Raw genomic sequence first — 24,871 nt, forward strand, 5'->3', positions numbered from 1 at the left:
CACGGGCTCCTGCGAGTGCGGACGCGCGCGCCGCCGCCCGGGAGAGAGTGGGCGCACGCCGCCCGCCGCGCCACCCGAGAGGATCGCCATGTCCACCGACCTGCCCGGAGGGCTCTTCCCCCTCGCCCACGACCTCACCGTCACGCGCTTCGGCTACGGCGCCATGCAGCTCGCGGGGCCGCGCGTGTTCGGGCCGCCCGCGGATCCGGACGCCGCCCGCGCCGTGCTGCGCGAGGCCGTCGAGCTCGGGATCACGCACATCGACACGGCCGACTTCTACGGCCCCGGCCACACGAACGCGCTCATCGAGGAGGCGCTGTTCCCGTATCCGGAGCGCCTGCACATCGTGACGAAGGTCGGATCCCTGCGCGACGCGAAGGGCCGCTGGCCGCAGGCGCTCTCCGCGGCCGAGCTCCGCCAGGCCGTCTACGACAACCTCACGCACCTGACGCTCGAGGTGCTCGACGTCGTGAACCTCCGCGTCGGCGCTTTCGACAGCCCGACCGACGAGTCCATCGAGGAGCCGTTCACGGCCCTGGCCGAGCTGCAGCGCGAGGGGCTGATCCGGCACCTCGGCGTGAGCAACGTGACGCCCGCGCAGGTGGCCGAGGCCCGCGGGATCGCGCCCATCGTGTCCGTGCAGAACCACTACAACCTCGCGCGCCGCGACGACGACGCGCTCATCGACGAGCTGGCGTCCGACGGCATCGCCTACGTGCCGTACTTCCCGCTCGGCGGGTTCTCGCCGCTGCAGTCGGAGGCCCTCGCCCGCGTCGCCGCCGACCTCGGATCCGCGCCGCTGCCGGTCGCGCTCGCGTGGCTCCTGCAGCGGTCGCCGAACGTGCTCGTCATCGCGGGCACGTCGTCGGTGGCGCACCTGCGGGAGAACGTGGCGGGCGCGCGGATCCGACTGCCGGAGGAGGCGCTCGCGGAGCTGGAGGGGATCGGGGGCTGACGGTCGGCGGCGCCCGCGTGCGGCACCCGGCAGGATGGCCGCATGTCCGTGATCCACCCCGCGCTCGCGCGCGCCACCGCCCGCCCCCGCACCAGCGCGACCCCGGCCGCATGACCGCCCCCGACCGCGGCTCGCCGCCGAGCGACCGCCGCTTCCCGCGGAGCGTCTACCGCGAGGGTGCCGAGCCCGACGTGCGCTTCACGCTCGCGAACGAGCGCACGTTCCTCGCCTGGATCCGCACCTCGCTCGCCCTGATCGCCGGCGGCGTCGCGCTCGAGGCGCTGGGGCTCGGGCTGCAGCCGGGGTTCCGGCTCGCGGCCTCGATCGTGCTGATCCTCACCGGCATCGCCGCGCCCGCGCAGGCGTGGATCGGCTGGATGCGCACCGAGCGCGCCCTCCGCCGCGACCGCCCGCTGCCGTCGGCTGCGCTGTCGCTGCCGCTCGGGATCGCCGTGGTCGCCGCCGGGCTGCTCGTGCTGCTGGGCGTGCTGACGGCGTGAGCGCCCCGGATCCGGCCGAGCACCCGTCCGACCCCGGCCTCCAGCCCGAGCGGACGGCCCTCGCATGGCGACGCACGGCGCTCGCGCTCGTCGTCGGATCCCTGCTCGGGCTGCGCGTGCTCCCGACGCTCCTCGGCGCGGCCGGCCTGGTGGTCGCCGCGGCCGGCGTGATCGCCGCCCTCGCCGTGCTCGCGACCGCGCACCGCCGCTACCGCCGCGTCCACCGGATCCTGACCTCGGGATCCGCCTCGCCCGGCGCCGCGGCGCTCCCCGGCGGCGCGCTCCCCGCACTCGTGGCGGCGCTCACCGCGTGCGCGGGTCTGGCCGCGCTGGCCCTGGCGCTCGCCCGCTGAGCCGACGGCGGCGGATCCGAGGGCGCACCCCGCTACAGCGCGGGCACCAGCACCTCCCGCACGTAGTCCTCGTAGGAGCGGGGCGGATGCCCGAGGACGGCGGTGAGACGCGCGATGACCTCGGGGCTGGCGATGAGGCCGTCCCGCTGGAAGCCGGAGTACATGCGCTCGTAGTCGTAGACCAGCCAGGACGACATGGAGGCGAGGGACGCCTCGCGCCACGCCACCAGATCGTCTCCCCCGTATGTCACGGTCCTCCCGAGGGCGTCGGACAGGGCCGCGGCCGTCGCCTCGCCGGTCCATGCGGTCGGGCCGGCCACGTCGATCGGGCCGGCGAGCTCCGTCCCCGGGGTCAGCGCGCTCACCGCGACCTCCGCGATGTCGCGCACGTCGACCCGGGAGACGCCCGTCCCGCCGAGCGGCTGCGGGTACACGCCGTCCTTGATCGTGTCCAGGTACCAGGCGTCGTTCTGGAAGAAGTTGTTCACCCGCAGGAAGCAGGCCTCGACGCCGCTGTGCTCGAGGAGGGACTCCACCGCGAGCTTCGCCGAGTTGTGCGGCACCTGCGGCGCCCGGTCGAGGTCCTGGACGGACAGGTAGACGATCCGTCGGACGCCCGCCGCCACGGCGTGGTCCACCGCGACGGTCGTCTCGTACAGCTCGGTGGGCGTCCCCGTCAGGGCCAGGAACACCTGCTCGACGCCGTCGAACGCCGGCATCGCGCCGTAGGGGTCGCCGAGATCGCCCACCACGCCTTCCACGCCGTCGGGGAGGTCGTCGAGCCGCCGTGCATCGCGGCTCATGACCCGCAGCCCGGTCATCCCCCGGCGGAGAGCCTCGGCGATGACGGTCGAGCCGACCGTCCCGGTGCCGCCGATGATCAGGGTTCGTGCGTCGTCCATGGTGATCCTCCTCGTCTGCTCCATCGGTGCGCGGCGCAGTGCCCGCAGCCGTCTGCCGAGGAGGGGTGTCGCCGGCGGACGCGTCACGGAGGACGGCGATGACCTGCTCGAGCACCGCCGCCGAGGGGATGTCCGCTCGGCGGTTCGATCGATTCGTTCGCGTCGACGCTACGCCGCACGCGGGCGTCGGACAGCGCACCCCCGCGCGGCGGTACCCTGCGCCCTGCGCCCGCCTCAGGCGGTCGGCAGCCGCAGCAGCGCGCCCTGCTCGCGGCAGGTCGCCGCGGCGATCGCCATGCAGGTGCGGAGCATCGCCTCGCCCTCCGCGGGCGTGCCCGGCGCACCCCGGCGCGCGATGGCGTCGGCCGCGGCGGCGAGGCACGCGTCGCCGGCGCCCATGGTGTCGACGACGGGACGCGGATCCGGCGCGATGCCCGCCGACACGACCTCGCCGCCCTCGAGCTGCACGGTCGCGCCGCGGGCGCCCTCGGTCGCGAGCACGAGGCGGCTGCCGGTCGCGTGCAGCTCCGCACGCGCCTCGGCCAGCGCGCCCAGGCCGAGCAGCGCCGTGTCGTCGTCGCCGATCTTCACGAGCAGCGACTCCGCGGCCGCGCGCGCGAACCCGGCGCGGAACCGCGCGGCGTCGTGCAGCATGCCGGCGCGGGGGTTCGGGTCGACGAGGAGGCGCTCGCGCGGATCCCGCACGGCCGCGAGCAGCTCGTCGGCCTGCGCGTGGTCGTCGTAGGGGAAGCAGCTGACGACCACCAGCGACGCCGCGTCGAGCGCCGCCCGCTCCGCCTCGCCGATGCGCACGCGCCGGTTCCACGCGGCCTCGTTGAACGCGTAGTGCGGCTCGCCGTCGACGCGCTCGCTCACCGCGACAGAGGATCCGGACGGGCCGACGGTGGCGAGGAGCTCGACCCCGTGCGCGTCGAGCTCGGCCCGGATGCGGTCGCCGTGCGCGTCGTCGCCGACCATGGCGACGAGCTGCACGCGGTGCCCCAGGATCGCGAGCCCGACGGCGACGTTGAGGGCCGCGCCGCCGACGAAGGCGGTCTCCTCGCCGCCCTCGCGGATGAGGTCGATCAGGGCGTCGCCGACGACGACGATGGGCTGGTCATGCATGGTGGGGGACCTCTCCTGAGCCTCGGACGATGAGCGTGGTGGGGACGACGACGGTCTGCGCGGGGCCGGCATCCCCGTCGAGCCGGGCGAACACGCGCGCGGCGGCGGCGTGGCCGATGCCCGACGGGTCCTGCGCGATCACGGTGACCGCCGGATCCAGCAGCTCGGCCATCGGCAGGTCGTCGAACCCGACGAGCGCGATCCGGCGGTGGGCGCCGTGCCGGCGGAGCGCCGTGATGACGCCGATGGTGATGAGGTTCTGCCCGCTGACGATCGCGGTCGGCGGCTCGGGCAGCGCGAGCAGGCGCTCGGCGAGCGACTCGGCCACGCGCTCGTCGTACGCGCCCTCGAGGACGAGCTCGGGCGCCACGGGCAGCCCGCGTCGCTGCATCTCCTCGACGAAGCCGCGCTCGCGCTCCCGTGCCGTGAAGATCTCGGGCCGGTCGCCGAGGAACGCGATGCGGCGGTGGCCCTGGTCGGCGAGGTGCGCGACGGCGCGGGAGATGCCGGCCGCGTTGTCGACGATGATCGCGTCCGCCTCCAGCCCCGCGGGCACGCGGTCGACGAACACGAGCGGCGTGCCCCGCGACGCCGCGACGCCGAGGTAGGCCTGGCTGGGCGCGATGGTGGTGAGGATGAGCCCGTCGACCCGGCGGGCGAGGAAGGCGTCGACGGAGGAGCGCTCGCGATCGGGGTCGTCGTCGAGGCTCGAGGCGAAGACGGCGACGCGGCGCTCCTTCGCCACCTCCTCGACGGCCCGGTGCACGGCGCCGGAGAACGGGTTGGCCACGCTGCCGACGAGGAGGCCGAGCGTGTTGGTGCGCCGGTCGGCGCGGCGCAGGTTGCCCGCGTGCAGATCCGGCTGGTACTGCAGCTGCTCCACGGCCGCCCGCACCCGGGCGGTCATCTCCGCGGAGACGTTCGCCTCGCCGTTGACGACGCGCGACACGGTCTTGAGGCCGACGCCCGCGAGCCGGGCCACGTGCTTCATCGTGGGGCGGCGCGCGCCGGACGACGGGCCGGGCGGGGATGACAACGGTGTCACGAATGGGTCTCGCTCTCTGCGCAATGGCTTGACCATACCGGGTCGCACCCGCTAGACCTCTACCTGACAACGTTGTCGGGAGTGCGCTCCCACCCGAAGGACAGGATCCATCAATGACGAACCGATCCCCGCGTCTCGTGCGCACCATCGCCCTCGGCTCGGCGGCCCTCATCGCCGCGGGCGGGCTCGCCGGCTGCTCCAGCTCGAGCGGCGGCTCCGGATCCGGCGGCTCCGGCGACGTCGGCGTCTCGCTCATCGTGAAGACGACCACGAACCCCTTCTTCGTCGCGATGGAGGACGGCGCGAAGGACGCCGCGGCGAAGGACGGCATCGACCTCACCCTCGCCGCCGGCAAGGCGGACGGCGACGAGGACACCCAGATCCAGGCCATCGAGAACGCCATCTCGAAGGGCGACAAGGGCATCCTCATCACGATCAACGGCCCGTCGGTCCTCGACGCGATCCAGAAGGCCCGCGACGCCGGCCTCTTCGTCATCGCGCTCGACACGGCGCCCGACCCGGCCGACTCCGTCGACATCACGTTCGCCACCGACAACTTCGCCGCGGGCGAGTCGATCGGCAAGTGGGCGGCCGCGCAGCTCGGCGGCAAGAAGGCGACCATCGGCCTCCTCGACCTGTACGACGACAAGGCCATCTCGGTCGACTACAACCGCGACCAGGGCTTCCTCACCGGCATGGGCATCGACGTGGGCGACAAGACCAAGAACGGCGACGAGGCGAAGACCGGCGACTACAGCGGCGGCTCCTACGAGATCGTCGGCAACGAGGCCACGCAGGGCGCCGAGGACGGCGGCCGCACGGCGATGGAGACGCTGCTGTCGAAGAACCCGGACATCAACGTCGTCTACACGATCAACGAGCCCGCGGCGTTCGGCGCGTACCAGGCGCTGCAGGCGGCCGGCAAGGAGAAGGACGTGGTCCTCGTCTCGGTCGACGGCGGCTGCGCGGGCGTGAAGAACGTGAAGGAGGGCGTCATCGGCGCCACCGCCCAGCAGTACCCGGTGAAGATGGCGCAGCTCGGCGTCGAGGCCATCGCGCAGCTCGCGAAGGACGGCACCAAGCCCGCCACGAGCGCCGGCCTCGACTTCTTCGACACCGGATCCGCGCTCGTCACCGACACCCCCGTCGACGGCCTCGAGAGCATCACGGCCGACGACGCCGCGACGAAGTGCTGGGGCGAGTGACCGTGAGCCGGACCACCGACCCGAACCCGCCCACCTCGGCGCTCGACCTCGCGAACGAGTTCCTCGACCGCCGCTCCCCCGTCGACCGCATCCGCGGGGTGCTCCACCGCTACCCCGCCGTCAGCCCCGCCGTCGTGCTGGTGCTCGCGATCATCGTGTTCGGCCTGCTCAACGACCGCTTCCTCGACCCGGCGAACCTGTCGCTCGTCACGCAGCAGGTCGCCGTGGTCGGCACGCTCGCGGTGGCGCAGACGCTGATCATCCTCACCGCGGGCATCGACCTGTCGGTGGGCGCGGTCATGGTGCTCACGTCGATGGTGATCGCGCAGACCGCCAGCCAGAACGGCCTGCCGGCACCCGCCGCGCTGGTCGCCGGGCTCGTCGTGGGCCTCGCGGCCGGTGCGTTCAACGGCCTGCTCGTGACGCGGCTGCGGCTCCCCCCGTTCATCGTCACGCTCGGGACGCTGAACATCTTCGTGGCGCTCACGCTCCTCTACTCCAACGGCGCGACCATCCGCGGCGTGGACATGCCGGCCGCGCTCTCGTGGACGGGCCGCACGTTCGACCTGGCTGGGGTGAAGATCAGCTTCGGCGTGGTCCTCATGCTGGTGCTCTACGTCGTGGTCGCCTTCATCCTCGGGAAGACCGCGTGGGGCCGGCACGTGTACGCGGTCGGCGACGACAAGGAGGCCGCGCGCCTCGCCGGCATCAGCGTCAACCGGGTGCTCATGAGCGTGTACCTCGCGGCCGGGGCGATCCTCGCGGTCGGCGCGTGGATCGCGATCGGCCGCAGCAACGCCGCCAGCCCGAACGCCGGAGCGGACCTCAACCTCGACTCCATCACCGCGGTCGTGATCGGCGGCACGAGCCTCTTCGGCGGCCGCGGCACCGTCTGGGGCACGCTCCTCGGCGCCCTCATCGTCGGCGTCTTCCGCAACGGGCTCTCGCTCGCGGGGCTGGACGTGCTGTACCAGACCCTCGCCGTGGGCGTCCTCATCATCGTCGCGGTCTCCGTCGACCAGTGGATCCGAAAGGTGCGCAAGTGACCCTCACCGACCCCGCGGGGAGCGCTCCCGCCCCGACCCGCACGCCCGTCCTCGAGGCGAAGCGCCTCGTGAAGACCTTCGGCCGCGTGGTCGGACTCGACGGCGTCAGCCTTGAGCTCTTCCCCGGCGAGGTGCTCGCGATCATCGGCGACAACGGCGCCGGCAAGTCGACGCTCATCAAGTGCCTCACGGGAGCCGAGACGCCCGACGAGGGCGAGCTGTTCCTCGACGGGAAGCCGGTGTCGTTCAAGCGGCCGCAGGACGCCCGGGCCGCGGGGATCGAGACGGTCTACCAGAACCTGGCCGTCTCGCCCGCGCTCGACGTGGCCTCGAACCTCTACCTCGGGCGGGAGAAGCGGAAGAAGGGGATCCTCGGATCCGTCTTCCGCATGCTCGACACGGCCGGCATGCGCAAGGCCGCCCGCGACGAGCTCACGGAGCTCGGCATCTCGACGCTGCAGGACGTGACCGTTCCCGTCGAGAACCTGTCCGGCGGACAGCGTCAGGCGGTCGCGGTGGCGCGCGCCGCCGCGTTCGGATCGAAGGTCGTCGTGCTCGACGAGCCCACCGCCGCCCTCGGCGTGCGCGAGTCGAACCAGGTGCTCGAGCTCGTGCGGAACCTGCGCGATCGCGGCATCCCGGTGATCCTCATCAGCCACAACATGCCGCAGGTGTTCGAGGTCGCGGACCGGATCCACATCCAGCGCCTGGGCAAGAAGGCCGCGACCATCACGCCGCAGTCGCACTCGATGACCGACGCGGTCGCGATCATGACGGGCGCGGCCACGGCATGACGGCCACCGTCCTGTACGCGGAGTTCACGGCGCTGCCGGGCGAGGAGGAGCAGGTCGCGCGGATGATCGCCGACCTCGCGGAGCGCGTGCGCGCCGAGCCCGGCAACCTCGTGTTCGAGCCGTACCGGCGGGTGGAGGATCCGGCGCGGTTCGTCGTGCACGAGGTGTACCGGGACGAGGCCGCGTTCCAGGCGCACATCGGCGCTCCCTACGGCGCCGAGTTCAACGCGGCGCTGGGACCGCTCATCGTGGAGGACGGATCGCAGCTCACCTTCCTCGCGCCCGTCTGACGGGCGCGACACCGGCTCCGCGGCCGCCCGGCGTCTCGACGCGCCGGGCGGCCGCGGTCGTTCGCGGTCCTGCGCGGTCCTGCGCTGCGGGTCCGGCGGGGCCGGACGCGGATCAGCGCGCGGAGTACCCGCCGTCCACGAGGTGGTAGCTGCCCGAGATGAAGGACGCGTCGTCGCTCAGCAGGAAGAGCACGAGGGCCGCGACCTCCCTGTCGGTGCCGAGGCGGCCGGTCGCGTGCTGGCTCTCCAGGTACCCGAGCGCGTCGGCAGAGAGGGACGATCGCACGAGCGGGGTGTCGATGAAGCCGGGGCCGACCGCGTTGGTGCGCACGCCGCGGGCTGTGTACTCGAGCGCCGCGACCTTGGTGAGGCCGACGAGCGCGTGCTTGCTCGCGACGTAGGCGGCGTTCTGCGCCAACCCCACGGATCCGAGCACCGAGCTCATGTTGACGACCGCGCCGCCGCCCGCCGCCACCATCGCGGGCAGCTGGGAGCGGAGGCCGTAGAAGACGCCGTCGAGGTCGATGGCGCGCGTGCGGTCCCACGCGGAGATCTCGTAGTCGCCGATGTCGGCCGGGGGCGCGCTGACGCCGGCGTTGTTCACGGCGAAGTGCAGGGCGCCGTAGGTGTCGACCGCGTGCGCGACGGCGGCCTCCGAGTCCTCCGCCTTCGCGGTGTCCTGGCGGAACGCGGTGGCCGTGCCGCCCGCGGCCTCGATCTCGGCGACGACGCGCTCCGCCGCCTCCAGCTGGATGTCGGTGACGACGACCGACGCGCCCTCCGCGGCGAGCGCGCGGGAGATCGCGGCGCCGATGCCGCTGCCTCCGCCTGTCACGAGAGCGGTCTTCGTGTCGAACCTGGCCATGGGGGACCTCCTCGTCCTGTGCGACGCGGATCCGCGCCGCACCTCGACGGTACGCCCGCGTGATCCGTCCATCCCGGGTTCACCCGTCGTCCACCCGGGCGTCGGGGGCGCGCCCGGGGGCGCGAATACCTTCCAAGCGTCATGCGTCCGCCGTGCCCGGTGGAGACGCCCGAGATCGATGGAGACCCCACATGACCCTCACCCGTGAGACCCACCACCGGCTGCTGCCGATCCTGTCCCGCGACCCCCACGCGCGCGGCAAGCGCAGCACGGTCACCTGCCACCTCAAGTGCGACGACGCGTGCACCAAGCCCGTCCCGAACGTCACCGACAACTCCTACTTCCGCGACATCGCGGGACGCGCCCTCTCGCGCCGCACGCTGCTCGGCGGTGCGGGCGCCGGTGCCCTCGCGATCCTCGTGGCCCAGAACGCCGCGGCCCCCGGCGCCGAGGCCGCCGCCGCGCAGGCCGCGTCGAAGCTGCCCTTCACGGCGATCACGCCCGTCGACGCCGCCGTCGACCAGTTCACCGTGCCGACCGGGTACCGCTGGCAGCCGATCATCCGCTGGGGCGACCCGCTCTTCAGCTACGCCGACGACTTCGACGCCGACAACCAGACGGCCAAGCTCGCCGCGCGCCAGTTCGGCTACAACAACGACTACCTCGACATCATCCCGATCAACTCGCTGAACAAGGAGGCGCTCCTCGTCGCCAACCACGAGTACACGAACGAGAACATCATGTTCCCGCCCGCGGCCGACGACGCCGAGCTCGACGAGCAGCGCCGCATCGGCAAGGCCTCGCACGGCATGTCCGTCGTCGCGCTCCGCCGGAAGACGGTCGGCCAGCCGTGGACGTACACGATCGGCCACCACCGCAACCGCCGCATCACCGCGGACACGCCCTTCGCCGTGTCGGGCCCGGCCGCCGGATCCGCGTCGCTGCGCACCAAGGACGACCCGAAGGGCACGCGCATCCTCGGCACGCTCGGCAACTGCGCCGGCGGCACCACCCCGTGGGGCACCGTGCTCTCCGGCGAGGAGAACTTCAACGGCTACTTCCGCACCGCGGGGACGAGCGCCGCCGACAAGCGCTACGGCCTCGCCGACAAGGCGACGACCCGCGGCTGGGAGGCCATCGACCCGCGCTTCGACGCCCGCACCGCCGGCTACGAGAACGAGCCGAACCGCTTCGGCTGGATCGTCGAGGTCGACCCGTTCGAGCCCGGCGAGGCGCCCGTGAAGCACACCGCGCTCGGCCGCTTCAAGCACGAGGGCGCGAACGTGATCCTCGGGAAGAGCGGCCACGTCGCCGCGTACATGGGCGACGACGAGCGCTTCGACTACCTCTACAAGTTCGTCTCGCACGACACGATGGTCACCGGCACCACGCGCCAGGACCGCAAGCGCAACAAGCAGCTGCTCACGCGCGGCGCGCTCTACGTGGCGCGCTTCGCGGGCGACTCGCCCGTCGCGGAGATCACGGGCACCGGCCAGCTCCCCTCCGACGGCTCGTTCGACGGCATCGGCCAGTGGATCCCGCTCGTGATCGACGGCGTCTGCCAGGTCCCCGGCTTCACGACCGAGGAGGCGCTCGTGCACACGCGCCTCGTCGCCGACGCGGCCGGCGCCACGAAGATGGACCGCTGCGAGGACGTCCAGCCGAGCCCCGTCACCGGCAAGATCTACGTCGCGTGCACCAACAACACCGACCGCGGCAAGGCCGGCAAGGAGGGCGCCACGGAGATGAACCCGCGGACGACCAACCGCGACGGCCACATCGTGGAGATCACCGAGGACGGCGGCGACGCCCGATCCACCACCTTCACGTGGAACCTGCTGCTCGTCGCGGGCGACCCGGCGAAGAACGAGTCCACCTACTTCGCGGGCTTCCCGAAGGATAAGGTCTCGCCCATCAGCTGCCCGGACAACGTCGCGTTCGACTCCGAGGGCAACCTCTGGATCTCCACCGACGGCGCCCCGAGCACCATCGGCCTCAACGACGGCCTGTTCAAGGTCCCCGTCGAGGGCGCCGAGCGCGGCCACGTGCAGCAGTTCCTGTCCGTGCCCACCGAGGCGGAGACCTGCGGGCCGGTCGTGCACGACACCGAGGGCATGGTGTTCGTCGCGGTGCAGCACCCGGGCGAGGACGGCTCGTTCGCCGAGCAGCACTCGTTCTTCCCCGACTACGTGCCCGCCGGCGCCACCCCGCCGAAGGGCGCCTGGCGCGGACCGCGCCCGTCGGTGATCCAGGTGTGGCGCGGCTGACCCGCGGGAGCTGCTCGCGGGGCGACCCGCTGAGCTGATCGGGGGGCCGGGGCGTGCGTGCGCCCCGGCCCTCGTGCGTGCGCCGGGCCCGCGGTGGCCGATCTCCGAGCGCATCCGGTCGTCCGGCGCGGCCGGGGCTAGCGTCGGGATCATGGCCGAGCGTCCGCAGGATCCCGACGCCGACGCCGACGCGTCTGCCGCCGCGGCGTCCGCCGCCGCGGCCTCTGCCGCCGCGATCGAGGCGGAGCGCTGGCTGGTCGTGGACGGGCGGCGCTGGCCCCGCACGGATCCGTCGCTGCCGCCCGAGCTGGTCGAGGCGCTCACCTCCCACCTCGGCCGCGGCCGGTCGGGGGTCCGCGCGGCGAAGCGCGCCGGCGACGACGCCGCGATCGCGACGGCCCGCGAGCGCGTGAGCCTCGCGAAGCACGGCCTCGGCGAGCGCGGCCCCCGCTGGTGGGACGAGCCGGAGGACGCGCGCCTCGCGCGGGCGCAGGAGGCGCTGCGGGCGCTGGAGGCGCTCGACGCGTCCGCCTGACCGATCGTCGCGCGCAGCCGGGACGGACCGCGGGCCAGGCTGGACGCATGCAGCTCTACTCCGCGCTCCCCCTCGTCCGTGCCCGGCAGATCGCGTCCGACACCGCGGCGCTCGCGGGCATCGTCATGTCGGTGCTCGTGGGGATCGCCGTGGCCGCGCTCATCCGCCCGCTCGGCGAGCTCGGGCGCAGCATGGAGGAGTCGGGCGCGCGGCTCAGCGGATCCATGACCGACGCCGCCGACGCCCTCGGCCGCCTGCCGCTCGTGGGCGACGCGGCGCGCGGCCCGTTCGAGGACGCGAGCGGCATCGGATCCGGCCTCGTGCAGGCCGGGCGGGACCAGCAGTCGCTCGTCGGCACCATCGCGCTCCTGCTGGGGCTCCTCGTGGCGCTCGTGCCGATCGCGTTCATCGTGCGGCACTGGCTGCTGCGGCGCGTGTCGTTCGTGCGGCGCGCGGCCGCCGCCCGATCCCTCGCCGCGACGCCCGGCGGCACCGAGCTGCTCGCGCTGCGGGCGCTGTCGTCGCGGAAGCCGGCGTCGCTCCTGAAGGCGCACCCGGATCCGGTCGCCGGATGGCGCGCGGGCGACCCGCGCGCCATCCGGCAGCTCGCCGACCTGGCGCTGCGCGACGCGGGGGTGTCGGCGGGGCGCTGATCCGGCGCGGCCGCCCGATGTGACGCGGGGCGCAGGGGAGGAGCATCCTCGAACCCATGTCGCCTCTCCTCCTGGCCGGCCTCGCCGGCCTGCTCTCCGGGCTGTCGCTGGTCGTCGGGTCGCTCGTCGCGTGGTTCGTGAAGGTGCCGCGCGAGGTCGTCGCGCTGGTGATGGCGTTCGGCGCGGGCGTGCTCATCTCGGCGCTGTCGTTCGACCTGGTCGACGAGGCGGCGGCGAGCGGCGGCGTGATCCCCACGCTCGGCGGCTTCGTCGCGGGCGCGGTCGTGTACGTGGTGCTCGACCAGATCCTCGAGCACGGCGGGTTCCGCCGGAAGCACCACGGCAAGTCGGGCGGCGGAGGCGGCACCGGTGTGGGGATCGCGCTCGGCGCCCTGCTCGACGGCGTGCCCGAGACAGCCGTGCAGGGCCTCAGCCTCACGGGCGGCGGGGCGCTGAGCATCGGCGTGCTCGTGGCGGTCGTCATCTCGAACTTCCCCGAGGGCATGTCGAGCACGGCCGACCTCAAGCAGAGCGGACGCAGCGCGCGCTACGTGTTCGGGCTCTGGACCTCCATCGCCGTGGTCTGCGCGCTCTCGTCCCTCGGCGGCTACGCACTGCTCGGCGGCCTGCCGGAGAGCGGCCAGTCGGTGGTGATGGCGTTCGCGGCCGGCGCGATCCTCGCGATGATCTGCGACACGATGATCCCCGAGGCGTTCCGCAAGGCGCAGGCGCTCACCGGGCTCGTGACGGTGCTCGGCTTCGTGGCGAGCTACGCGGTGCACCAGGCGGGATGAACCCGACCGGGACCGTCGCGATCCACGCTGAGCTGAGAGACTTCCCCGGTGACCGATGCTCCCGGATCCGCGCCGGACCGACCGCGCTGGCATCGATCGTGGATCCTGCCGCTGCTCGCCGCCCCGGTGATCTTCGTCGTGTCCATCCTCATCAGCGGCGCGATGCTGGACGCGGACGGGCGCGTCTGGCACCTGCTCGCGATGATCCCCACCGTCATCGCCCTCCTCGGTCCCGTGGCCGCCATCGTGCTCTCGATCGTCAACGCGCTGTGGGCGAGGAAGCACCCGCGCCGCCCCGGCGTCTTCGGGAGGCTCTCCGACGCGGACGCCGCGAGCCGGGGTCTGACGCGCGAGGAGTACGGCGTCTACAAGGGCGACGTCTTCGTGCTGAACCCGGGGAGGCTGACGGTCACCTCGGCGAGCGGGCTCCTGGCGCTCTCCATCGCGTTGACGGCGATCTCCGTCTTCGTGCTCGTCATGATCGGCATCCTCATCGCGCAGGATGCCGGCCTCCTGGCGAAGACCCCGGGGGACAGGGTGCTCACTCCGGTCGAGTGGTTCTTCGTGGCCGTGTCCTTCATCGCCCCGTTCGCCGGGTGGCACCTCTACCGCGTGGAGCGGAAGGCCCAGAAGCTCCGCCTCTCCCGCGGGCTCCCCGAGGACCTCCGCAAGCAGGATCGGAGGAACCGGGCCCGCTGAGCGGGCGGATCCGCCGCTGCTGCCCTCAGGCGTCGGCGGGACGGTCGCGCGGCGAGACGTTGAAGCGGTGCAGCAGCGCCGCGAACTGCTCGACGTCGGCGGCGTCCCACGCGTGCAGGCGGTTCTGCAGGCGCTCGCGCGTGCCCCTCCGCACCTCCTCGAGCCGCTCCTCGGCGAGCGGCGTGAGGGTGAGGATCGTGGAGCGGCGGTCGGCGGGATCCGGCTCGTCTTGCACGTACCCGGCCTCGCGCAGCACGCGGAGGTGCCGGCTCACCGAGCTCTTGTCCATGACGAGACCGGCGGCGACGGCGCCCGCGGATGCGGGCCCCTCGGTGCGGATCCACCGGGCGACGGCGAACGCGCCGGGCTGGAGGCCGGCGTGGAACGCGGCCGCCTCCTCGACGCGCAGCGAGCGGATCTGCATGAGGAGCGCCCCGAGCTCGGTCGCGACGGCCGAGACGCCGGAGGACACGGCGGCCGAGGGGTCGTCGGCGGGCGCGGGCACGTCGGCGGTTCCGGGGATCACGGAGGAGACCCTAACCGACCTCGATCCGCGCACCCGCCACGCTCGCGGACGGCGGCCAGGCGAGGGGGCGCGGCGGAGGGCGCGGCGGGGGCGCGGGGCGGACGGCGGGCCCCCGGATCCGGGCGCCCGGCCGCCCCTGGTAGCCTCGTCCGCGCAGGCGGGGACGACGAAGGCGAGCCACATGACCGACGACACGCACGACACCGGCCACCGCGACGGCGGAGCGGCCGAGCCTCCCCTCCTCAGCCGCAGGGAGCTGCGTCGCCGCCAGCAGGAGATGGAGCGCAGCTCGACCGAGCCGTCGGGCGACGCGCACCGCTGGGTGGATCCGTTCCCCGCCGTGCCCCGCACCTCCGACGGCGGCCTGTTCGGACCCGACCGCGTGCGTCCCGGTGCCGCGCCCGTCGAGGCCCCGACGTCCGGCGACGAGGCTGAGCCCGCGCCCCAGGCGGAGTCCGACGCGCACGACGACGACGCGTCGGGTGCCGAGCCCGACGAGGAGATCGTCGTCGGCACGCACGCCTTCGACGAGCTGTTCGACGACGCGGACGACGACGTGGATCCCGAGGACCGCGTCCCCGACACCACCGCTCCCGCCCAGGACGCCGACGCGGACGACGCCCGCCCCGCCGCGGCACCGTCCCCCTTCGACGCCGTCGTCTCCCCCGAGGCCGGATCCGCGTGGACCGTCCCCGCCCCGCACGTCGTGAACGCGCACCCCTTCCGCATGCCGCTGCGCCCGAGCTCGGAGGCATCCGAGACGGCCGGCGGCGAGAGCGCCGCCCCCGCCTGGTCCGGGTCCCCGGCCGCGCCCGCCGACTCCTCCCCCGTCGACGACGCCCCGCCCGCCCGCACGGCCGCCGCCCCGGTCGAGCCCCAGCCGACCCCGGTCGCCTCGCTCCCCGCCGCGCCCGACGACCTCGAGGAGCCCGCCGACGACCGTCGCCCCGGGACCGACCTCACGGCGTTCCCCGACGCGGATCCCCAGCGCTACGTCATGCGCACCCCGCGCGCCGACGCCGCCACGAGCGCCCTCACCCTCTTCCCCGAGCAGACCGGCCAACGCCCGCCGCGTGGCCCCGCGATCGCGCGCACGGGCTTCCGCGGCTTCATGAACACCGTCACGGGCGGCGTCTTCAAGATCGGCCCGGGCGCCGAGGAGGCCGCCGCGAACGCGGAGGTCGCCCGCCGCGAGGGCGACGAGCGCGTGATCCGCCAGGCCACCTGGTCGCGCGCGGTCAGCGTGCTGGTCGCCAACCGCAAGGGCGGCGTCGGCAAGACGCCCACCTCCCTCATCCTCGGCGGCGTGCTCGGCTCCATCCGCGGCGGATCCGTCGCCGTGGTCGAGGTCACCGACGACCCCGGGGCGCTCGGCTACCGCGCCGAGGGCCAGCCGACCCGCGGGCTCGGCGAGCTCGTGCGCGACCGCGACGAGATCCACAGCGCCGGCCAGCTCGCCGGCTACACCGCGCCGCAGACGAGCTTCGCCTCCGTCGTCGCGTCCGTCGGGCCGCGCCGCGAGCTCACGGGCGACGACGTGATCGGGGTCGCGCGCCTCATCGACGAGTACTACGCGGTGCGCGTGATGGACTCCGGCAACCAGCCCTCGTCCTCCGCGTTCCGCGGCGCCATCGAGGTCACCGACGTGCTCGTCGTCCCCGTGCTCAACGCGGGCGACGCGGTGCTCGAGGCCGTGGCGCTGCTCGACTTCCTGCGCGAGCTGGGCGGCCACGCGGCCATGCTCGCGGACAACGCCGTCATCATCCGCCTGCACGACGGCCGTCCCGAGGACCCCGCGGTCGTCGCGCGCATCGACCGCATCCTCGGCGACGCCCGCCCGGCCCAGATCTTCACGGTGCCGTACGACGCGCACATCGCGGAGCGCGGCCCGATCTCGCTCGCCTCGCTCGACCCCGTGGTCGCGCGCGCGTTCACGGCCGCGACGGCCGGGGTCGTGCAGCGGCTCGCGCACGCGGTCCGCTGACGGGCGCGTCCGAGGGCGGATCCGCCGGGCACCGCCCGCGGATCCGCCGCCCGCTCGACCGCGAGATCCTCGCGCTGGCCGTGCCCGCGCTCGGCGCGCTCGTGGCCGAGCCGCTGTTCCTCCTCACCGACACGGCGCTCGTCGGGCACCTCGGCAGCGCGCCGCTCGCCGGCCTCGGCATCGCGAGCGTGATCCTGCAGACGATCGTCGGCCTCCTCGTCTTCCTCGCCTACGCGACGACCCCCACGGTCGCCCGGCGGCTCGGCGCGGGCGACCGGCCGGGCGCGATCCGCGCGGGCATCGACGGCCTGTGGCTCGCGCTCGCGCTCGGCGCGGTGGTGCTGGTCGTGGGGCTCGTGGTCGCGGATCCGCTCGTGCGCGCCCTCGGGGACACGGGCGGCGCCGACGCGGATCCGGCCGCCACCGCCGCCGTGGTCGACGCCGCGCGCACCTACCTCGGCATCTCGCTCGCCGGGATGCCCGCGATGCTCCTCGTCATCGCCGCGACCGGCCTCCTCCGCGGCCTCCAGGACACGCGCACCCCGCTCGTCGTCGCGGTCTCCGGCTTCGCGGCGAACGCGGCGCTCAACGCGTTCCTCATCTACGGCCTCGGGTTCGGGATCGCCGGACCCGCGTGGGGCACCGTCATCGCGCAGTGGGGCATGGCGTCGGTCTTCGTCCTGATCGCGGTGCGCGCCGCCCGCGAGACCGGCACGACGCTGCGCCCCGGGATCCGCGGCGTCGCGCGCTCGGCCGCATCGGGCGGCTGGCTGCTCGTGCGCACGGCGTCGCTCCGAGCGGCGATCCTCGCGACGGTCGCGGTGGGCGCGGGCCTCGGGGTCTCCGGGCTCGCCACCCTGCAGATCGCGCTCACGCTCTTCTCGACCGTCGCGTTCGTGCTCGACGCGCTCGCCATCGCCGGCCAGGCGCTCGTCGGCCACGGCCTCGGCGCCGACGACGTGCCGCGCGTGCGCGCCGTGTCCCGTCGGCTCGTGCAGTGGGGCGTCGGCCTCGGGGCGATCCTCGGCCTCGTGCTCGCGGCCCTCTCGCCGCTGCTCGGGCCGGTCTTCACGGGCGACGCGGACATCCACCGGATGCTCACCGCCGTGACCCTCGTGCTCGCCGTCGGCCTGCCCGTCGCGGGGTACGTGTTCGTGCTCGACGGCGTGCTCATCGGCGCGGGCGACGCGCGCTACCTCGCCCTCGCGGGCCTCGTGAACCTCGCGATCTACGCCCCCGCGCTCGTCCTCGTGGCCTGGCTCACCGAGACCGGCCGCGTCGCCGGCACCCCCTCCCTCCTCGCGCTGTGGGCCGCGTTCGGCCTCGTCTACATCGGCGCGCGGGCGCTCACGCTCGGCTTGCGGGCGCGCGGCGACCGGTGGATCGTGACGGGGGTGGCGCGGGCCTGAGCCGCACCGACCGCGCGTGCGCGGATCAGCGCCCCAGACGGCGGCGCAGCCGGGCCCGACGGAGGGCCCACGCACCGGGGGCGTCGACCACGCGGACCCATCCGGCATCGACCTCCCCGTCGACGTCGACGACGACGTATCGCCCTTCGCCCGGGTCGAAGTAGACGCTCTTGCCGAAGCGGCGGAGGTTCTCCGCGGCGTGTGCGGCGAGCCGGTGCGCCCTGCGCTGGGCCTCGGCGCTGTAGGGCGTCATGCGAGCCACCATCTCCTCCGATCCCTCCTGCCCACGGCTCCTGTCGGCGCGGCGGGCTCCCGCACATGATCGACGATGACGTTGCTCATCGCCAGTGCCATCTCGTGATCGGCGGCTGACGCCCAGGGCACGGCGATGAGAGCCTCCATCACGGAGGCTCCCACCTCCGACGCCCCCGGTTCTCGGCTGATGCACTTCTCGCACGCCCAGGCGAAGCGCTGACACCACTGCTCGCGCTGCGTCCACCGGCCGGAGCGGTGGGCGGCGATCGCGGAGAGGACGGCCGAGAGGATGGCGGCACCTCCGGCGATGACCGCCGCCCAGAGCGTGGCGGCGCCCCGCACCGACGCCGTCACCGCCTCGGCTGGGATCACGGGCACCCCATCTCCTCGCGAACGGGCGGGCGTCGGCCCGCGTCGGCGGCGGAACCGCCAGCCGATGGCGCACTCTGGCACGCGGGAGCGGCGTCCCCACGTGGGAGGTCGAGGACCGTGGGCCGTCGGCATCCGGATGCCCTGGGGAGGGCCGAGGCCAGGCGCCGCTCAGTACATCGCGAGCGGACCCGCCCCCGCGGGCGCCGGGAACGCGCGGTCGAGCTCGGCGAGCGTCTCCTCCGGGATCACGAGGTCGAGCGCGGCGCGGTTCTCGGCGACGTGCGCGGCCGTCGCGGCCTTGGCGGTCGCGAAGACGTGCGGCGCCTGGCGGACGACCCACGCGAGCGCGAGCTGTCCCGCGCTGACGCCGAGGGGCTCCGCGAGGGCGGCGAGCGTGGGATCCGTCGCGAGCCGGCCCTGGTCGAGCGGCGAGTAGGCCATGACGGGCATGCGACGGGCCGCCGCCCACGGGATCACGTCGTGCTCGGGCCCGCGCTGGGCGAGGTTGTAGAGCACCTGGTCGGTCTGCGCGGCGTCGCCGCCGGGGATCGCGGCCAGCTCGTCGAGGTCACGGGCGTCGAGGTTGCTGACGCCCCACGCGCGGACGAGGCCCTCCTCCACGAGTTCCTCCATCGCGGCCACGGTGTCGGCGAGCGGGTGGGATCCGCGCCAGTGCAGCAGGTACAGGTCGAGCCGGTCGGTGCCGAGGCGGGCGAGGCTGCGGCGGGCGGCCTCGCCCGTGCCGCGGCGGGACGCGTTCGACGGGAGCACCTTGCTGATGAGGAACACCTCGTCGCGGCGACCGGCGATGGCCTCGCCGACGAGCTCCTCGGATCGCCCGCTGCCGTACATCTCGGCGGTGTCGATCGCGGCGAGGCCCGCGTCGATGCCCGCCCGCAGGGCGTCGAGCTCGGTCGTGCGGGCGGCGCGGTCGTCGCCCATGTTCCAGGTGCCCTGCGCGAGGGCGACCGCGTTGCGGCCGTCGGGGAAGGTGGTCGTGGGGATCAAGGTGTCAGCCATCGCGTCCATCATCCGCCTCCGCGGCCCCATAGGACCAATAGCGCGTCGAGCATGCGCAAGGAACAGCTCTCCTAGAGCGCCAAGCGAGCATGCTGACACCAGCTGGCTTTGCTGTTCCCGTCGTCAGCCTCAACAGCAGCCGAAGTGCCAGCTAGACCGCCTTAGAACACTCTGGCTCCAGACCCCCTATTTGGGTGCCCCTCGCTGCCAAATGCACTATGGCTAGCACTCATACCGCCCTTACGGTACCTTTTCCGCATGCCCGTCGCGCCCATGGCTCCGCTCTTAACCCATTCTCTCGTGGCAGTGCTTCGCCGGTCCGAATCAGGATCTAAGGCTTTTCTGGGCCTTGCATCCGATGGTCGTCATTACTGGGTTAAGCCGTGGAACAACCCGCAAGGTGCTCGCACACTGGTTGCGGAGCTGATTGCGTATCGCATTGGCTGGCTTATAGGCGCCCCTGTTCCTGAACACGCCCTCCTTACCATACCTAACAACTTTGTCGACAGCTACGCAGACGGCCTCAGGCTTCACCAGGGGACTTGTCACGCATCGCTAAACCTAGAAGACGTCATTGAATCAGATGAGTGGGACACATACTCCCGACTGGATGACAACGCATACCGCCAGGCCTTCATTGTCGGCCTCTGGGACTTGTGCCTAGGCGGAGACCCCCAGTGGCTACACCAGACAAAGGAAGACCAAAGTATTTGGACCTTCGATCATGGCATGTGGCTGGCCGGGGAGGCCGACTGGGATCTCCCGTCACTCAGGCGTATTGGGACAAGCGAATGGCAACACGACGTCGACACCAGCGTGACTTCCGATCTCGGCCTACTCGCAGCGGCAGATGCCATCGACTCCTTGTCCCTTGAAGACTTCCAGGCCGTAGTCTCCCTAGTCCCACTAGAGTGGGACACCGACAGGTCTGAGCTTGCGGAGCTTGCGTCTATACTATTTGTTCGCTCGGAGGCAGTGGCGGCTCGCCTGCGCCGAGCGGCCTCCAACCACAGCCACGATACGTAAGGAGCGTCCATGACATACCAATATTGGACAATCCGTTTTGTGCCCAATGTAGCCAGGGGTGAATTCACAAACATAGGTATCGTTTGCGGCAAAGACGGCAGCGACTGGGCCGTGGGGTTCGATACGCGATACATTCGCAATCACGGAGACTGGCACAACGACGTCCGTGAGCTTAATCCATGGATCAGTAATTTTCGCCGCGTAGTCAATCAGCACCGTCATGAACAACTGACCAAAAGTGGCATGAGCGTAGCCTATGTTGAGCATCTTCGTTCTCGTCAAGTCAACGCCATTCAATTTAGCGAGCGACAATCCGTCGATGCTTCTTCTGCCGAGGACGGCGTAAACATACTCTTTCCCCATCTAGTTACTCGGACAACAAAGCGTCGTAGAGTCGGGCTAACTCGGGCCCGAATCCGTAATGAAATACGGGATTACCTCGTAGGGATTGAGGACTTTAAAGTCGGATATGACCTATTCCTAAATACAAAAGCTAGCATAGGAAAGCAGCGGGGTGGCTTTGACCTCCTCAGGGCCGGTGATGAAGGTCGGGTACTCACAAACGCGTGGGCGTTTAATGTAGTGACGCTTGAAGTTCTTGAGCGGGAGATTCAATCGTGGAACTATCTAGTCACACGGTTGCGAGATACGGGGGGAACTTTGTCATTCCTAGACGGGCGAACCTTACATCTGGAGCCTGACGTCCCCATCCAGGTCGTCTTTGATGAGCCGATATCGGAGCGACAGGCCGAATGGAGAAGTGACATATTCGACGCCGCCCGCGAGGCTTGGCAACTTAACGGAGTCGAGGCCATCAATTACCAGACGATGGAGAGCGCGTTGAGCACACAGTAAAGTCATGTATTCATAGCGGTAAAGTCTGACAAAATCAGTGCTCAGGCTCGCGTGGTTTCAGCTCCCCCGCGGCGTCGCCGCGACGCCCGGGAACGTCGGCACCCAGCAGCGCACGGCGGCGCGGTAGCGGCGGAACGGATCCCCGAAGCGGGCCTCGAGGTCCGCCTCCTCGCCCGGCCGCACGACGTGGTTCCAGAGCGACGAGCCGATGACGGCGTAGGCGACGACGAGCCAGGATCCGAGCATCAGCCCGACCGCCGCCGCCTGCGTCACGCCCGCGAGCGCCATCGGGTTGCGGACGAAGCGGTACGGCCCGGCGATCACGAGCCGCGTGGCGGTCGCCGCCGGAAGCGGGGTGCCGCCGCCGCGGGTCGACATGGCGGCGGCCGACCAGATCCCGAGCGCGCTCGCGAGCACCAGCACGGCGATCCCCACGGGCAGCGCCCACGACGGCAGCGGTACGGCCACGCGCCAGCGCAGCTCCAGCCAGCGGATCCCGAGCGGCGCGACCGCGAGGAAGGAGCCCCAGAAGACGACGATCTGCGCCGCCGTCGCGAGCACGTGCCGGGACGTGGCGGCGCTCGCGTCGGCCGGGCGCGCGGCGAACGGGCCGATGAGCGCCCAGCGGGTCGGCAGCCGGCCGACGAGCGCCAGGGCGCAGGCGACGAGGGACCCGAGCGCGGCGACCGCCATGACCACGACGCCGATCCCGGCCTCGGTCGTCACGGTCGCGTACGCGGCGAGCGCGACGGCGACGAGGAGCGTCCACGCGGAGGCGACGACGGCCGCCCCCCGGATCCCGGCCGCGGCGAGCGCCGACCCCACGACGAACAGCGGGATGTCGAGCAGGGCGACGGGCAGCGGATCCAGCGAGCCGAGCGTCGCGACCCGCACCGCGGGGACGAGCGGGACGGCGATCCACCACGCGGCCCCGCCGAGCGCCTGCGCGGCGAACCAGAGGCGGCCCCACGTGCGCGCGGAGGAGACGTGCGCCGCGCGCGTCACCGCGGGTCCGCGTGCTCCGGCGGCCACACCACGGCGAAGTGCTCGAACACGATCTCGTCGTCCTCCGACCATGCGGCGCCGCGGGCCGCGCTGACGCGCTCCCAGTAGATGCGGTGCTGCGTGCGCCAGCTCGCGAGCGAGAGGTCGTCCTCGCCCTCGTCGTGCGCGAAGGCGGCGTCGGCGCTCGTGAACGGGCCGACGCGGAGCTCGGTGCTGCGGATCACGATGCGCGGCGCCCCGGTGCTGTCGCAGGCGATCCAGTGGGATCCGATGCGCGGCACCTCGTCGCCGCGGGCGAGGAAGTCGGCGACGAGCTCGGCGGTCGCGCGCTTGCGGCCCGACAGCACGATCCCGAGCAGCTCGTCGGCGAGCCGGGCGTGGTCCCCGAAGTGCTCGACCGTGTGCTCGCGCCCGGCCGCGGCGGCCTGCGGGTGCGCCTCCGCGTACGCGGCCCACATGCGCCCCGCCGCCGCGAGGTCGGGTGGGGAGACGGGCGCGGTCGCATCGCTCATGGTCCGATGCTCCCACGCGGGCGATCGGGGATCGGATCCGATCAGCGCGCCCGCGCCACGAACACCATCACCCGGGATGACGCCGTCAGCGGGCCGCGCGCGAAGTCGCCGTGCACCGCGTCCACGTCGAATCCGGCCGCGTCGAGCTGGGCCGTGAGCGTCGCGCGGTCGCGGAAAGCGAAGGGCTGGACCTCGGAGACCAGCTCACCGGCGGCGACGAAGCGGCTGTGGAAGACGACCCGCACGACGCCCGGCCCCGTCTCCTCGACCTCCGCCCACTCCTCGAGCGGACCGTGCGCGGTGTCGCGCGTCGTCGCCGGTCCCGCCCACGACTCCCACGCGCGGTCGGCCGGGTTCCGGCTCTCGAAGGTGAGCGTGCCGCCCGGACGGAGGGCGCGGCGGAGGTCGGCGAGGGTGCGGATCCACTCGGGGTCGGGGATGTGCTGCACGACGTTGCCGGTGAGGAAGGCGAGGTCGAACGGGCCGGCGGGGAGGGCGCGGCTGTCGCCGTGGATCCACTCGACGGCGTCGCCGCCCGGCCGGGAGCGGGCGGCGTCGAGCATGGCGGCCGACGGATCCACCCCCACGACCCGGCGACCCGCGGTCGCCAGCGAGACCGTGAGCATGCCCGTGCCGCAGCCGAGGTCGACGATCGACCGGGCGCCGACCTCCGCGGCGAGCGCCCGGTCGAAGTCGTGGTCGGGTCCGTCGGGGTTGTCGCCGTCGTAGAGCGCGACGATGCGGGGATCGAGGTCGGGCATGCTCCGACGGTATCGGCGGTCACGCGCCGGCGCGCCTAGCCTGATGCCGTGACCGACGATCCCCGCCAGCCGCCCGCCCGCGACTCCCGTGGCCGCCGCGTCCCCGACGCCGAGCAGCGCTCGGAGGCGCTCAAGGAGCGGATCTACGTCACGTTCACCGCGCTCGCGGTCACCATCGCGATCGGGCGCGACGCGGATCACGCGACCGTCGGCGGTGCCGCGCTCACCCTCCTGCTCACGGTCGTCGGCACGCTGCTCGCGGTGTCGACGGCCGAGTTCATCGCGCAGATGGTGCGCGACGGCGAGGTGCCGGACCGGCGCGACGTCGCGCACATCCTCTACGTCTGCGGCAGCTCGCTCGGGGTGCTGCCCGTGCCGATGGCGATCCTCGGCCTGTCCGCGCTCGGCGCGCTCGACCTCCCGGCGGCCCTGCGGATCATCTCGGTGGCGCTCGTGGCGACGCTGGTGCTCGTGACGCTGATCGCCGTCCGCCGCCTCCGCGTGGGCCTCGGCGTGAAGCTCCTCGTGCTCGCGGGCGTCGCGGTGCTCGGCGTCGCGGTGCTCGCGGTGGAGCTGGCCGTCCACTAGCCCAGCGCACGCTCCCAGCGCACCTCGCCGTCGACGCGCGCGTCCGTCGGCGCGAGCCCGAGCCGCCGCGCGACGGCCTCGCTCGCCGCGTGATCCGGGTGGATGTGCGCCCGCACCGCCCCGACGCCGTCCTCCCGCAGCCACGCCACCATCGCCGCCGCGCACTCGGCCGCCGCGCCGGATCCCTGCGCCGCGGTCCCCACGAGCCACGCCACCTCGGCCACGCGCACCGGCCCCTCGTCCGTGACGGTCGCCTGCACGAACCCGGCCGCGCGGCCGGACGCGCGCTCGCGGAGGATCCACACGAGCCACCGCGCGGATCCGTCCGGCGAGCGCCCCGCCGCCTGCCGTGCGAAGCGGACCTCGAGCGCGGCCGGCGACGGCGGCTCGCCCCCGGTGAAGCGGTACAGCGCCGGATCCGCCAGCACCGCCACCATCTCCCGCGCGTGCGCGACCACCAGCGGCTCGAGCGCGAACCGCGCCGTGGCGAGCACGGGGGCCGGCGTCGTCGTCATCGCCCGAGCCTCCCA

At 73.0% G+C, this 24,871-nt stretch carries 29 protein-coding genes; 17 read left to right on the forward strand and 12 right to left on the reverse strand.

Annotation, left to right across the window (positions count from 1 at the left end; all coding sequences use genetic code 11):
* The first annotated feature begins 88 nt into the window (after positions 1–88).
* The 3 genes from ITJ40_RS11790 to ITJ40_RS11800 all read left to right on the forward strand — a co-directional run bounded on the left by ITJ40_RS11790 (position 89) and on the right by ITJ40_RS11800 (position 1,808).
* Positions 89–955, forward strand: coding sequence for an aldo/keto reductase family oxidoreductase (locus ITJ40_RS11790; RefSeq protein ID WP_194667245.1), 867 nt, complete (start codon positions 89–91; stop codon positions 953–955).
* A gap of 110 nt (positions 956–1,065) precedes the next feature.
* A complete protein-coding gene (locus ITJ40_RS11795) occupies positions 1,066–1,455 on the forward strand; it encodes a YidH family protein (RefSeq protein WP_194667246.1) in 390 nt (129 codons plus the stop codon).
* Positions 1,452–1,808, forward strand: a complete 357-nt coding sequence (locus tag ITJ40_RS11800) for a DUF202 domain-containing protein (RefSeq protein ID WP_194667247.1) — start codon at positions 1,452–1,454, stop codon at positions 1,806–1,808. The genes ITJ40_RS11795 and ITJ40_RS11800 overlap by 4 nt, the downstream gene beginning before the upstream one ends.
* A gap of 32 nt (positions 1,809–1,840) precedes the next feature.
* Here ITJ40_RS11800 and ITJ40_RS11805 read toward each other — a convergent pair whose 3' ends face one another.
* From ITJ40_RS11805 to ITJ40_RS11815, 3 genes are all read right to left on the reverse strand, one after another.
* Positions 1,841–2,710, reverse strand: coding sequence for an SDR family oxidoreductase (locus tag ITJ40_RS11805; RefSeq protein ID WP_194667248.1), 870 nt, complete (start codon positions 2,708–2,710; stop codon positions 1,841–1,843).
* A 234-nt stretch (positions 2,711–2,944) separates the two neighbouring features.
* A complete protein-coding gene (locus ITJ40_RS11810; RefSeq protein ID WP_194667249.1) occupies positions 2,945–3,835 on the reverse strand; it encodes a carbohydrate kinase family protein in 891 nt (296 codons plus the stop codon).
* Positions 3,828–4,880: a LacI family DNA-binding transcriptional regulator gene (locus ITJ40_RS11815; RefSeq protein ID WP_194667250.1), complete on the reverse strand. Its 1,053-nt coding sequence runs from the start codon at positions 4,878–4,880 to the stop codon at positions 3,828–3,830. The genes ITJ40_RS11810 and ITJ40_RS11815 overlap by 8 nt, the downstream gene beginning before the upstream one ends.
* Positions 4,881–4,993: 113 nt before the next feature.
* On the opposite strand from ITJ40_RS11815, the gene ITJ40_RS11820 reads away from it, so the two are divergent.
* The 4 genes from ITJ40_RS11820 to ITJ40_RS11835 are packed head-to-tail and all read left to right on the forward strand — an operon-like array spanning position 4,994 to position 8,215.
* Positions 4,994–6,085 (forward strand): substrate-binding domain-containing protein, encoded by a 1,092-nt coding sequence (locus tag ITJ40_RS11820; protein ID WP_194667251.1) that lies wholly within the window; start codon positions 4,994–4,996, stop codon positions 6,083–6,085.
* 2 nt (positions 6,086–6,087) lie between these two features.
* Positions 6,088–7,131 (forward strand): ABC transporter permease, encoded by a 1,044-nt coding sequence (locus ITJ40_RS11825; protein ID WP_194667252.1) that lies wholly within the window; start codon positions 6,088–6,090, stop codon positions 7,129–7,131.
* Complete coding sequence (locus ITJ40_RS11830) at positions 7,128–7,925, forward strand: ATP-binding cassette domain-containing protein (protein WP_194667253.1); 798 nt, start codon at positions 7,128–7,130, stop codon at positions 7,923–7,925. The genes ITJ40_RS11825 and ITJ40_RS11830 overlap by 4 nt, the downstream gene beginning before the upstream one ends.
* Positions 7,922–8,215: a putative quinol monooxygenase gene (locus ITJ40_RS11835; RefSeq protein ID WP_194667254.1), complete on the forward strand. Its 294-nt coding sequence runs from the start codon at positions 7,922–7,924 to the stop codon at positions 8,213–8,215. The genes ITJ40_RS11830 and ITJ40_RS11835 overlap by 4 nt, the downstream gene beginning before the upstream one ends.
* Before the next feature lie 112 nt (positions 8,216–8,327).
* Here ITJ40_RS11835 and ITJ40_RS11840 read toward each other — a convergent pair whose 3' ends face one another.
* Positions 8,328–9,080: an SDR family NAD(P)-dependent oxidoreductase gene (locus ITJ40_RS11840; RefSeq protein ID WP_194667255.1), complete on the reverse strand. Its 753-nt coding sequence runs from the start codon at positions 9,078–9,080 to the stop codon at positions 8,328–8,330.
* Positions 9,081–9,271: 191 nt separating this feature from the next.
* Here ITJ40_RS11840 and ITJ40_RS11845 point away from each other — a divergent pair, with 191 nt between their 5' ends.
* From ITJ40_RS11845 to ITJ40_RS11865, 5 genes are all read left to right on the forward strand, one after another.
* The gene (locus ITJ40_RS11845; RefSeq protein ID WP_194667256.1) at positions 9,272–11,347 is read left to right on the forward strand and encodes a PhoX family phosphatase; all 2,076 of its coding nucleotides are present in this window, start codon (positions 9,272–9,274) and stop codon (positions 11,345–11,347) included.
* 151 nt (positions 11,348–11,498) lie between these two features.
* The gene (locus ITJ40_RS11850) at positions 11,499–11,882 is read left to right on the forward strand and encodes a biopolymer transporter Tol (RefSeq protein WP_228512350.1); all 384 of its coding nucleotides are present in this window, start codon (positions 11,499–11,501) and stop codon (positions 11,880–11,882) included.
* A 47-nt stretch (positions 11,883–11,929) separates the two neighbouring features.
* A complete protein-coding gene (locus ITJ40_RS11855) occupies positions 11,930–12,535 on the forward strand; it encodes a hypothetical protein (protein ID WP_194667257.1) in 606 nt (201 codons plus the stop codon).
* 56 nt (positions 12,536–12,591) lie between these two features.
* Complete coding sequence (locus ITJ40_RS11860) at positions 12,592–13,329, forward strand: ZIP family metal transporter (protein ID WP_194667258.1); 738 nt, start codon at positions 12,592–12,594, stop codon at positions 13,327–13,329.
* Positions 13,330–13,377: 48 nt separating this feature from the next.
* Positions 13,378–14,028: a hypothetical protein gene (locus ITJ40_RS11865; protein ID WP_194667259.1), complete on the forward strand. Its 651-nt coding sequence runs from the start codon at positions 13,378–13,380 to the stop codon at positions 14,026–14,028.
* Between the two features lie 25 nt (positions 14,029–14,053).
* Here the strand turns inward: ITJ40_RS11865 and ITJ40_RS11870 are convergent, their stop codons facing one another.
* The gene (locus ITJ40_RS11870; protein ID WP_194667260.1) at positions 14,054–14,554 is read right to left on the reverse strand and encodes a MarR family winged helix-turn-helix transcriptional regulator; all 501 of its coding nucleotides are present in this window, start codon (positions 14,552–14,554) and stop codon (positions 14,054–14,056) included.
* 181 nt (positions 14,555–14,735) lie between these two features.
* Between ITJ40_RS11870 and ITJ40_RS11875 the strand changes: the two genes are divergently transcribed.
* Positions 14,736–16,538, forward strand: coding sequence for an ATPase (locus ITJ40_RS11875; protein WP_194667261.1), 1,803 nt, complete (start codon positions 14,736–14,738; stop codon positions 16,536–16,538).
* Positions 16,539–16,612: 74 nt separating this feature from the next.
* A complete protein-coding gene (locus ITJ40_RS11880) occupies positions 16,613–17,947 on the forward strand; it encodes an MATE family efflux transporter (RefSeq protein ID WP_228512415.1) in 1,335 nt (444 codons plus the stop codon).
* A 25-nt stretch (positions 17,948–17,972) separates the two neighbouring features.
* Here the strand turns inward: ITJ40_RS11880 and ITJ40_RS11885 are convergent, their stop codons facing one another.
* The 3 genes from ITJ40_RS11885 to ITJ40_RS11895 form a co-directional block, all read right to left on the reverse strand.
* A complete protein-coding gene (locus ITJ40_RS11885; protein ID WP_194667262.1) occupies positions 17,973–18,200 on the reverse strand; it encodes a hypothetical protein in 228 nt (75 codons plus the stop codon).
* A complete protein-coding gene (locus ITJ40_RS11890) occupies positions 18,197–18,580 on the reverse strand; it encodes a hypothetical protein (protein ID WP_194667263.1) in 384 nt (127 codons plus the stop codon). The genes ITJ40_RS11885 and ITJ40_RS11890 overlap by 4 nt, the downstream gene beginning before the upstream one ends.
* 162 nt (positions 18,581–18,742) lie before the next feature.
* A complete protein-coding gene (locus ITJ40_RS11895) occupies positions 18,743–19,603 on the reverse strand; it encodes an aldo/keto reductase (protein WP_304520182.1) in 861 nt (286 codons plus the stop codon).
* 249 nt (positions 19,604–19,852) lie between these two features.
* Here ITJ40_RS11895 and ITJ40_RS11900 point away from each other — a divergent pair, with 249 nt between their 5' ends.
* Complete coding sequence (locus ITJ40_RS11900) at positions 19,853–20,620, forward strand: HipA family kinase (RefSeq protein ID WP_194667265.1); 768 nt, start codon at positions 19,853–19,855, stop codon at positions 20,618–20,620.
* Positions 20,621–20,629: 9 nt separating this feature from the next.
* Positions 20,630–21,475: a DUF3037 domain-containing protein gene (locus ITJ40_RS11905; RefSeq protein ID WP_194667266.1), complete on the forward strand. Its 846-nt coding sequence runs from the start codon at positions 20,630–20,632 to the stop codon at positions 21,473–21,475.
* 57 nt (positions 21,476–21,532) lie between these two features.
* Here the strand turns inward: ITJ40_RS11905 and ITJ40_RS11910 are convergent, their stop codons facing one another.
* From ITJ40_RS11910 to ITJ40_RS11920, 3 genes are read right to left on the reverse strand one after another with little or no spacing between them, the layout of a single operon-like run.
* Positions 21,533–22,480, reverse strand: a complete 948-nt coding sequence (locus ITJ40_RS11910) for an isoprenylcysteine carboxylmethyltransferase family protein (protein WP_194667267.1) — start codon at positions 22,478–22,480, stop codon at positions 21,533–21,535.
* Positions 22,477–22,992 (reverse strand): ASCH domain-containing protein, encoded by a 516-nt coding sequence (locus tag ITJ40_RS11915; RefSeq protein WP_194667268.1) that lies wholly within the window; start codon positions 22,990–22,992, stop codon positions 22,477–22,479. Before ITJ40_RS11915 ends, ITJ40_RS11910 begins: the two co-directional genes overlap by 4 nt.
* Before the next feature lie 41 nt (positions 22,993–23,033).
* Entirely contained in the window at positions 23,034–23,753 is a 720-nt protein-coding gene (locus tag ITJ40_RS11920) for a bifunctional 2-polyprenyl-6-hydroxyphenol methylase/3-demethylubiquinol 3-O-methyltransferase UbiG (RefSeq protein ID WP_194667269.1), read from the reverse strand.
* Between the two features lie 48 nt (positions 23,754–23,801).
* Here ITJ40_RS11920 and ITJ40_RS11925 point away from each other — a divergent pair, with 48 nt between their 5' ends.
* Entirely contained in the window at positions 23,802–24,341 is a 540-nt protein-coding gene (locus tag ITJ40_RS11925) for a hypothetical protein (protein WP_194667270.1), read from the forward strand.
* Here ITJ40_RS11925 and ITJ40_RS11930 read toward each other — a convergent pair.
* On the reverse strand, positions 24,338–24,856 hold the full coding sequence (locus ITJ40_RS11930) for a GNAT family N-acetyltransferase (RefSeq protein ID WP_194667271.1): 519 nt from the start codon (positions 24,854–24,856) through the stop codon (positions 24,338–24,340). The two genes, ITJ40_RS11925 and ITJ40_RS11930, sit on opposite strands and share 4 nt — an antisense overlap.
* Positions 24,857–24,871 lie beyond the last annotated feature (15 nt).

It is taken from the genome of Clavibacter sp. VKM Ac-2872, from assembly GCF_015351105.1.
GTDB lineage: Bacteria > Actinomycetota > Actinomycetes > Actinomycetales > Microbacteriaceae > Clavibacter.